Source organism: Xanthomonas cissicola, from assembly GCF_008801575.1.
In the GTDB taxonomy this organism is placed as follows: Bacteria; Pseudomonadota; Gammaproteobacteria; order Xanthomonadales; family Xanthomonadaceae; genus Xanthomonas; species Xanthomonas cissicola.
On sequence record NZ_VZPL01000166.1, the window covers coordinates 1 to 2,299 of the forward strand.

A 2,299-nucleotide genomic window follows, 5' to 3' on the forward strand; every position below is an offset into this window, starting at 1 on the left:
AACGGTTCATGCGTGTGTAGACCGTATGCCAGTTGCCAAAGCGCTTGGGTAGGCCGCGCCATTTGCAGCCATGCTCGGCAACGTAAAGGATGGCGTTGACCACTTGCAGGTTGGTCATGCTGACATTGCCGCGCTGCGCCGGCAGGCAGTGTTCGATCAGAGAAAATTGTGCTGGCGTGATCTCCATGCCCAATAGTTTAATCGCTCGGGCCATTAGTGTTAACAGGCCCTAGTTTTCAATGAAGGTGTGCCGCGTGCCGGCAAGAGCTATGACGCGGTAAAGAATCACATTCTCCCCGCGCTCAAGAAGGGCCGGCGTGTGTTCGCCCGTCTCAACGGCTTGCGGTTTGATCGCATTGCCAAGCACCTGGGCATTGCCGAAAGCGATGTGCAAAGCCTCCTCGTCTTGGTCGATACGAAGGACGTGACCAAGCTTTTTGCGTGCACGCAGGATGAGTCGGGCAAGTGGTGCATTCCTGATGAGTTCAAAGATGCGTTAGTCGTCATTGATGAGGTGCACGAGTTCTACGTCAACGAGCGCAAGCCGCTCGCGCCGGCAGTTGAGAATTTCTGGGCGCTGCTCGGCCAGAACGGAGGCGATGCGGTCATCATGACGCAGTGGATCAACCGCCTGCACTCGGCGGTGAAAGCGCGTATCGAGAAGAAAAACACCTTTCAGAAGCTCACCGCCATCGGCATGAAGGGCCGATATCGCGTGACGTATTTCCACACCACCTCGCCGGGCAAGTTCGAGAAGGTGGGCGGTCAGACGCTCAAGTACGATCCTGCGATTTTTCCGCTGTATGACGGTTATGCCCCTGGTGCCGAAAACACCGAGGTCTACGAAGAGGGTGGCAAGAACGTCTGGGCAGCGATGGCGGTGCGTGCTGCGATCTTCATCGTTGTCGGTGGTGTTGGCATCTACTTCTTCGTGCACTACTTCACCAAGGATCGTTCCGATCCGAACAAGCCTGTTGCCTCGGCAAGCGAGACCAATAAGCCCACACACGTTGGTTCCGGCTTGGCAAATGGCGCGCCGAGCGTGCCGATCCAGCCGCCGCCGCCCGATCCGCTGGCCGATCTCACGCAGGAACAGCGCTATGTCGCCGAGCTTGCCAACAAGGGCCGCATACGGCTGTCAGCGCGTGCGCGGGTAGGGGATCAGGATCGGGCGTGGGTCCAATGGATCGATGAGAGCAACAACGTCATTGAGGAACTGGACCTCACGCAGTTGCGCGCCCTGGGCTATAGCGTCAGCGTCGTCACGTACGGCGTTCGCTTGTCAGCCGGCAAGCACATCATGGTGGCCACCGCGTGGCCCTGGACAGCGCCCATTCGTGAGAAGGACGCACGGCTCTATAACATGGCCCCGGATGGGAGCGGTGGCGCTGCTGGCGTTGCGACCGTAGGGAGTGACGGCGGCGGCGCTGACCGCGACCGGGTGCGAGGCGGTGTCATTGAGTACGGGCCGCGCACGCAGGGCACGTTCCCGGACAACAAGGCCTACACCACGAACACCACGACGCCGGCCACTACCTTGCAGATGTAGGTAGAATCCCGCTCTCAAGGGGAGGGCGTATGGATATTCGTGCGTTTCTTGTTGTGCTCTTCGTGGCTTCCGCTCCGGCCAGCGCCCAGCAGGTTTTCAAGTGCGTGAACGGTGCGCAAGTCGTTTACCAGTTCGTTCCGGTTCTGGGACCTATGTGGCTGCCAGTTCTTCCAAGGATCGCTATGCCTGTGAGGTTGCCAAAGAGGGGCGTCGTGCAGCCTATGAAGCTGCCGGCGTGCATCGCTCTTTCGCGCTTTCCAGCTATTGGGATAACGCAGTCCAAGACGCCTGCAAATAACCCAGGGGTGTAGGGGCATAGCCCCTACGGATAACGCCTTACCCGCGCCGTGGACCTCGTGGCCCACGCGTCCGGCGGACCCCGCGCCATCCACCACTGATAGCCGCATTTCACGCCTGCGCCGGAGCAAGTCCCGCAGGTAGATCACCTCGGCCGGCCTGGCATGCCACACGCGCTCGCGTTCCTCGGCCATCATCAGCGCCCACTCGCGGGCGATGTTGCATGTGAGCGACCAGTACCGCATTCCCACCGGGTCGATATCTCGGCCTTCGGGAGTGAAAAACCGATGCCCCTGAAAACCAAAACCGGCCCAAGGGCCGGTTAGGGAAGCTCTGAACAACGCACCACAGATACGCGACACTACCCGCCTCATCATGTAGAGGATCATCTATGCAGCTGACGTTCGGTGACGCTGAGGGCCTGGGCAAGCGCAAGCAGACCCGGCGCGAGAT

The 2,299-nt window shown here is 60.1% G+C and carries 2 protein-coding genes and 1 pseudogene; 1 reads left to right on the top strand and 2 read right to left on the bottom strand.

What is annotated here, in order from left to right:
• Positions 1-187, bottom strand: a 187-nt coding sequence (locus tag F7R02_RS24955) for a transposase (protein WP_151210039.1), incomplete at its 3' end; no start/stop codon positions are given.
• A 60-nt stretch (positions 188-247) separates the two neighbouring features.
• Between F7R02_RS24955 and F7R02_RS24960 the strand changes: the two genes are divergently transcribed.
• Positions 248-1,549, top strand: coding sequence for a zonular occludens toxin family protein (locus F7R02_RS24960; protein ID WP_078589890.1), 1,302 nt, complete (start codon positions 248-250; stop codon positions 1,547-1,549).
• Positions 1,550-1,885: 336 nt separating this feature from the next.
• Here F7R02_RS24960 and F7R02_RS24970 read toward each other — a convergent pair.
• Positions 1,886-2,220: pseudogene (locus tag F7R02_RS24970) on the bottom strand (DUF3653 domain-containing protein).
• Between the last annotated feature and the right edge of the window lie 79 nt (positions 2,221-2,299).